Source organism: Micromonospora sp. KC606 (genome assembly GCF_004348675.1).
In the GTDB taxonomy this organism is placed as follows: domain Bacteria; phylum Actinomycetota; class Actinomycetes; order Mycobacteriales; family Micromonosporaceae; genus Micromonospora.
In genome coordinates, this window is record NZ_SMKN01000289.1 from 1 (window position 1) to 5,985 (window position 5,985).

Annotated in this window: 4 protein-coding genes and 1 rRNA gene; 2 read left to right on the top strand and 3 right to left on the bottom strand. The window is 71.0% G+C overall.

Features of this window, described 5'->3' with window-relative positions; genetic code table 11:
• Window positions 1-769, bottom strand: a 769-nt coding sequence (locus E1193_RS29350) for a PucR family transcriptional regulator (RefSeq protein ID WP_132186410.1), incomplete at its 3' end; no start/stop codon positions are given.
• A 119-nt stretch (window positions 770-888) separates the two neighbouring features.
• On the opposite strand from E1193_RS29350, the gene E1193_RS29355 reads away from it, so the two are divergent.
• Window positions 889-3,150 carry an aminotransferase class III-fold pyridoxal phosphate-dependent enzyme gene (locus tag E1193_RS29355; RefSeq protein WP_132186411.1) on the top strand — a complete coding sequence of 754 codons (2,262 nt, stop codon included), beginning with the start codon at window positions 889-891 and terminating at the stop codon, window positions 3,148-3,150.
• 3 nt (window positions 3,151-3,153) lie between these two features.
• Window positions 3,154-4,746 carry an FGGY-family carbohydrate kinase gene (locus E1193_RS29360; RefSeq protein WP_132186412.1) on the top strand — a complete coding sequence of 531 codons (1,593 nt, stop codon included), beginning with the start codon at window positions 3,154-3,156 and terminating at the stop codon, window positions 4,744-4,746.
• 150 nt (window positions 4,747-4,896) lie between these two features.
• Here the strand turns inward: E1193_RS29360 and E1193_RS29365 are convergent, their stop codons facing one another.
• A complete protein-coding gene (locus E1193_RS29365) occupies window positions 4,897-5,736 on the bottom strand; it encodes an alpha/beta hydrolase (RefSeq protein WP_132186413.1) in 840 nt (279 codons plus the stop codon).
• A 126-nt stretch (window positions 5,737-5,862) separates the two neighbouring features.
• Window positions 5,863-5,979, bottom strand: a 5S ribosomal RNA gene (gene rrf, locus E1193_RS29370).
• Between the last annotated feature and the right edge of the window lie 6 nt (window positions 5,980-5,985).

Below are 5,985 nucleotides of genomic sequence, written 5' to 3' on the forward strand. Positions count from 1 at the left end.
GCGTCGGCCCCACCACCGCCTGCCGCCCCGCCAGCGTCTCCGACAGCGGGAGACGGGCCGTGCGGGGGCCGGCGCGCAGCAGTAGCACCGCGTCGTGCCGCCGCTCGATCACCAGCCCGTCGGCACCGTACCGGAACCGCGCGTCGCGCACCTGGTCGGGCGGCAACAGGACAGGCACCACCTCGTCGAGCACCGCCCACCCGATCCGCGACGCCGCCGCCTCGACCGCGCTGGGCATGCCGTCGCCGCGCAGGAGCAGCTCGGCGAACTGGTGCCGGCGGCGGTCCCCCTCCCCCGCCTGCTCACGTAACTGCAGGGCGTACCCGTCGGTGCTCGCCGCGGTGAGCTCGTCGACGTACGCGCTGATCGCGTCGGACAGGTCGATCAGCTCACCGGTGTCGACCGGCCGCAACCGCGCCAGTGACTCCGACGCCAGCCGCAGCATCAGCCGCGCCGCCATCCGCAACGCCGCCAGCAGCGCCTCCGGTCCCCGGTCCTCACGCGCCTCGGCCGCGCCGAGGGCGACGAAGACCTCCCGGAACCGGGGCGGCAGCGCGGGCTCGTCGGTGCCGACCAGGTCCAGAAAGCGTTCGAGCGCGACCTGCACCGCCGTGCGGACGTCCCGTTCGAACTTAACCGCCTTGATGGTGGCGAAGGCCGGCGTCGCCTCGGTGACCGCGACCGCGACCGCCCCGACGGTCGCGGGCAGGTGCGGGCGCATCGCGGTGGACAGGTCGGCGGGCAGACGCCGCCACGGGGTCGCGGTCACCGCGGGATTCTGTCACGCCGTGATAGATCCGGCCGGCAATCTCGCTGTCGCGGGGACGGTGATTCGATCCGGCTGTCCGGCGACGATGGGCACCACCCCCGTGGAGCGAGGAGAGCGTCGTGAAGCATCGCATGTCCCGCCAGCACGTCGTCGACATGTGCCGGACCATGCTCGACCGGGGCTACCTCAAGGCCACCGAGGGCAACGTCTCGGTGCGCATTCCCGGGCACCGGCTCTACGCGGTCACGCCGAGCAACTACGACTACGACCGGATGCGCGTCGAGGACATCTGCATCGTCGACTTCGACGGCCGGCACGTGCCCGACGACTCCGGCGCCGGCCTGGCACCGTCGATCGAGTGCGGGATGCACGCCAACATCTACCGGGAACGGCCCGACGTCAACGCGATCGTGCACACCCACCAGCCGTACGCCTCCGCGCTGGCGTTCCTCCGCAAACCGATCCCGGCCCTCACCGACGAGCAGGTGCGCTTCCTCGGCAAGCGGGTCGCGATCGTCGACTACGCCCCGTCCGGGACCGGCTTCCTCGCCAAGAACGTGCAGAAGAAGGTGGCCGGCGGGGACAACGCCTTCATCATCGCCAACCACGGCATCGTCGCCCTCGGCACCGACCCCGACCGGGCGGTGTTCAACATGGCGCTGCTGGAGAAGGTCTCCATCGCCTATCTGCTGGCCCTGACCACCGAGGCCGGCAGGGTCTACACCATCCCCGCCCCGATCCGCGAGATCGCGTTCGGCAAGCTACGCGCCGACGAGAAGCGCATCGCGGCCCAGATCACCAAGGCGGTCGAGCCGCTGCGGGTGCCCGCCGGCGAGGAACTGCCCAGCGCCGATGCCGCCGCCGAGATCGCCACCACCGGTGGGGCCGCCGCCGTCGACGCCGCACCAAACAAGCCCGGCGCCGAGTCGGCCCGCCTCGGGTACGCCATCAGCGAGTACCCCGACGTCCCCGACGTCATGCGCCGACTCAAGGCACTGGTCGCCCAGCCGGTGCGCGGGCTGCGCCACGACGCGCTGCTCGACGTGCTCAACCACTTCGACACCAAATGCCGGGCCAGCAAGGAGATCACCGACCGCGCCAAGCGGCGCATCCCCGGCGGGGTGCAGCACAACCTGGCGTTCAACTACCCGTTCCCGCTCGCCATCGACAAGGCCGAGGGCGCCCACCTGGTCGACCGCGACGGCAACGTCTACATCGACTTCCTCCAGGCCGGCGGCCCGACCATCCTGGGCAGCAACTACGGGCCGGTCAACGAGCAGGTCGCCGAGGTCGTCCGTGCATCCGGCCCGGTCACCGGCCTGTTCCACGAGTACGAGCTCAAACTCGCCGAGATCATCCACCGGTACATGCCGCACATCGAGATGTACCGGGCCCTCGGCTCCGGCACCGAGGCGGTGATGGCCGCCGTACGCGGCGCGCGCGCCTTCACCGGCAAGAAGACGGTGATCAAGCTGGGCGGCGCGTACCACGGATGGTCCGACACCATGGTGTACGGGCTACGAGTGCCCGGCACCTACCGGATGAACGCCAAGGGCATCCCCTTCGGGGCCACCAGCCGCACCCGGGAGGCATTCCCGCACGACCTGGGCCAGCTCAAGCGCAAACTGATCGAGAACCGGCTGCGCGGCGGCACCGCCGCGGTCGTCGTCGAACCCGTCGGCCCGGAGTCCGGCACCCGCCCGGTGCCCCGCGACTACAATGCCAAGGTCCGCGAACTGTGCGACGAGTTCGGCGCACTGCTGATCTTCGACGAGGTGGTCACCGGTTTCCGGCTCGGCCTCGGGGGCGCCGCCGGCTACTTCGGCGTCACCCCCGACCTGACCGTCCTCGGCAAAGCCGTCTCCGGCGGCTACCCGATGGCCGGCGGCGTCGGCGGCCGGGCTGACATCATGGCCGTCTTCGGCTCCGGCCTCGACGGCAAGAGCGGCGCCCACATCCAGGTCGGCGGCACCCTCTCGGCCAACCCACTGTCCTGCGCGGCCGGCTACTTCGCCATCCAGGAGATGGCCCGCACCAACGCCCCCGTCATCGCCGGCCGCGCCGGCGACCGCCTCACCCGCGGCCTGCAACGCCTCATCGACCGGTACGGTCTGCCGTACGTCGCGTACAACCAGGGGTCGATCGTGCACCTGGAGTGCAGCGGCGTCATGCTGCTGGACATGCGCAACCCGCTGAAACTGCTCAGGGAGAACAAGGCCCGCAAGCGGCTGATGGAGCAGATGGGCGCCGCGTACGCCGCCCACGGCATCATCACCCTCGCCGGCTCCCGGATGTACACCTCGCTGGCCGACACCGACGAGGTCATCGACGACGCGCTCGACCGGTTCGACCGGGTGTTCGCCCTCGTCGAGGGAGTCTGACCGGTGGGCGGCAGCGCACCCCAGGTTCTGGCGATCGACCTCGGCACCTCCGGGATGAAGGCCGCTCTGGTCGCCGCCGACGGCACGGTCACCGGCTGGGCCGAACGGGCCGTCCCGCTGCGGGTGCTGCCCGGCGGCGGCGCCGAACAGGATCCCCTCGCGTGGTGGGACGCCCTCGGGCAGGTCGTCGCCGATCTCGGCCGCGCCCACCCCGAGCAGATGCGGGCGGTCACCACCGTGTGCGCCTCGACCCAGGGCGAGGGGACCATCGCCGTCGGCGCCGACGGGGAGCCGCTGACCGCCTGCATCAGCTGGCTCGACATGCGCGGGGCACCGCACCTGCGCCGGCAGTTCGGCGGCTTCCCCGCGTACCAGGGAATGTCGGTGCGCCGGATCGTCCGATGGTTGCGCCTCACCGGGGGGATGCCGTCGGTGACCGGCAAGGATCCCGCCGCCCACATGCTGCTGGTGCGTGACGAGATGCCGGCGGTGTACGAACGGACCGCGTCGTTCCTCAACGTGCTCGACTGGATCAACCTGAAGCTGACCGGACGCACCGTGGCGACGGTCGACTCCATCCTGACCTCGTGGGTCACCGACAACCGTCGGCCCGGCGACATCCGCTACGCCCCGGCCCTGGTCGCCGACTGCGGCATCGACCGGGACAAGCTACCCCCGATCGTGGCCTGCACCGAGGTGATCGGCACGCTCGCCCCGGCCGCCGCCGCCCACCTGGGGCTGCCCAGGTCCGTGCAGGTCGTCGCCGGCGCCATCGACAACACCGCCGCCGCGATCGGCGCCGGCACCACCGGCGACAACGAACCCCACCTCTACCTCGGCACCTCGTCGTGGATCGCCGCCCACGTTCCTGGCAAGAAGACCGACGTCGTCGCCGGCATCGCCTCCGTACCGTGCGCCATTCCGAACCGCTACCTGATGACCGCCCTCCAGGCCACCGCCGGGGCCAACCTCACCTGGCTGCGCGACAAGATCGTCGAGTACGACGACCCGCTGCTCAGCGCTGGGCACCTCACCCGCGACGAGGGGTCCATCTTCGACGCCTTCGACAAGATCATTCCGACCGTACCGCCGGGTGCCAACGGGGTGCTCTACACCCCCTGGCTCTACGGCGAACGCGCCCCCGTCGACGACCCGCACCTGCGAGCCGCCTTCCTCAACATCTCCCTCGACACCAATCGCTCCGACCTGCTGCGCGCGGTCTTCGAGGGCGTCGCGCTCAACACCCGCTGGCTCGCCCGGGCGGTGGACCGATTCCTCGGCGCGCCTGTCACCTCGATGGCGATCACCGGCGGCGGGGCACTGTCGGACTCGTGGTGCCAGATCTTCGCGGACGTGCTCGGCATCGAGATCCGGCGCGACTCCCAACCCCTCGCGGTCAACGCCCGCGGTGCGGGCTGGATCGGTGCCGTCGGCACCGGCATGCTCTCCTTCGCCGACATCCCCAACCTGATGCGCAGCGACCAGATCTTCGAACCGACGGCCGCCCACCGTGCCACCTACGACGAGATCTTCGGCACCTACCAGGACCTGCACAAGCGGCTGGCCCCGGTCTACCGGCGCCTGCACCGTCGATGAACCGGGGTACCCCGTCCCCCGGCGCGTTTGGTCCGCTCCGCTCGCCGCAGCTCGTGGTGTCCCCGACACCGGACGCCACAATTCGCGGCCTCAGAGAGGGCCGGTGGCCGGTCACCGGTCGCGTCGGGCCACCACCGGCACGGCCACCCGTCAGGCCAGGAACGCCATCAGCGCCCGGACGAAGCCGTCGGGGTCGTCAAGCCACGGCTGGTGTCCGCAGCGCGGCAGCACCACCGACTCACCACGCGGGAACAGCGAAGTGAACTCGGCGGCCCGCTCCGGCGGGAGCGCCACGTCGTACTCCCCCGCGACGAGCAATACTGGTGCCTCAAGACCGGCCAGCGCGGAGCGGACCGTGCCCGGATCGGCGGCAGAGTCGGAGTAATAGACCACCGCCGCCTCCGCGTTCTTCGCCTTCGCCTGCCGGGCGACCTCAGCCCGGCTGACGTCGTCCCACCGCCCCCAGGTGAACGGGGTGATCGCCGCCCAGTTGTCGGCCGTGGCCTGGCCCGCCCAGATCCGCTGCAACGCGGCGAAGGCCTCCGGGAACCAGGGCTCGCTCCGGCGCATCTCGGCCACCTCCCGCCGATCCCGTTCGGTGACCTCCAGGCCGACCGTGATCGGGCTGGGAGTGACCAGAACCAGGGCACCGACCCGATCGGGGTGACGGGCGGCGTACAGCAGGGCGAGGCTCGCGCCTGCGGAGTGCCCCAGCAGGTCAAGCCGGTCCAGCCCGAGCGCCACGCGCAGCGCCTCGACGTCGGTGACCTGCCGGTCGCACTGGTAGGTCACCAGATCCCCCGGGAACGCGGAGGCCCCGGTGCCCCGCAGGTCCAGCCGCACCAACGACCGGTACGCGGACAAACCGCCCAGGTCACCGAGGTAGGCCGACGCCTGCATCGGACCACCCGGCAGGCAGACCAACGGGGCGCCCGCCCCGGTCCGGTGGTAAGCAAGCCGGGTGCCGTCAACGCCGTCGAAGGTTTCCATGCGGAAGATCGTACGGACTGCGCGTCCGACAGGCGGGCCGTGAATGCGCAGCTCTCGCTTCCGATCCTCGGCGAAAACGCATTCAGGGCCACTCCCCGGATCGGGGGTGGCCCTGAATGAATGATTGTCCGGCGGTGTCCTACTCTCCCACACCCTCCCGAGTGCAGTACCATCGGCGCTGGAGGGCTTAGCTTCCGGGTTCGGAATGTGACCGGGCGTTTCCCCTCCGCCATGACCGCCGTAACTCTA

Excerpts from the sequence above, each read along its gene's own strand:
- E1193_RS29365 (WP_132186413.1), bottom strand. The coding sequence starts at position 5,736 with ATGGAAACCTTCGACGGCGTTGACGGCACCCGGCTTGCTTACCACCGG.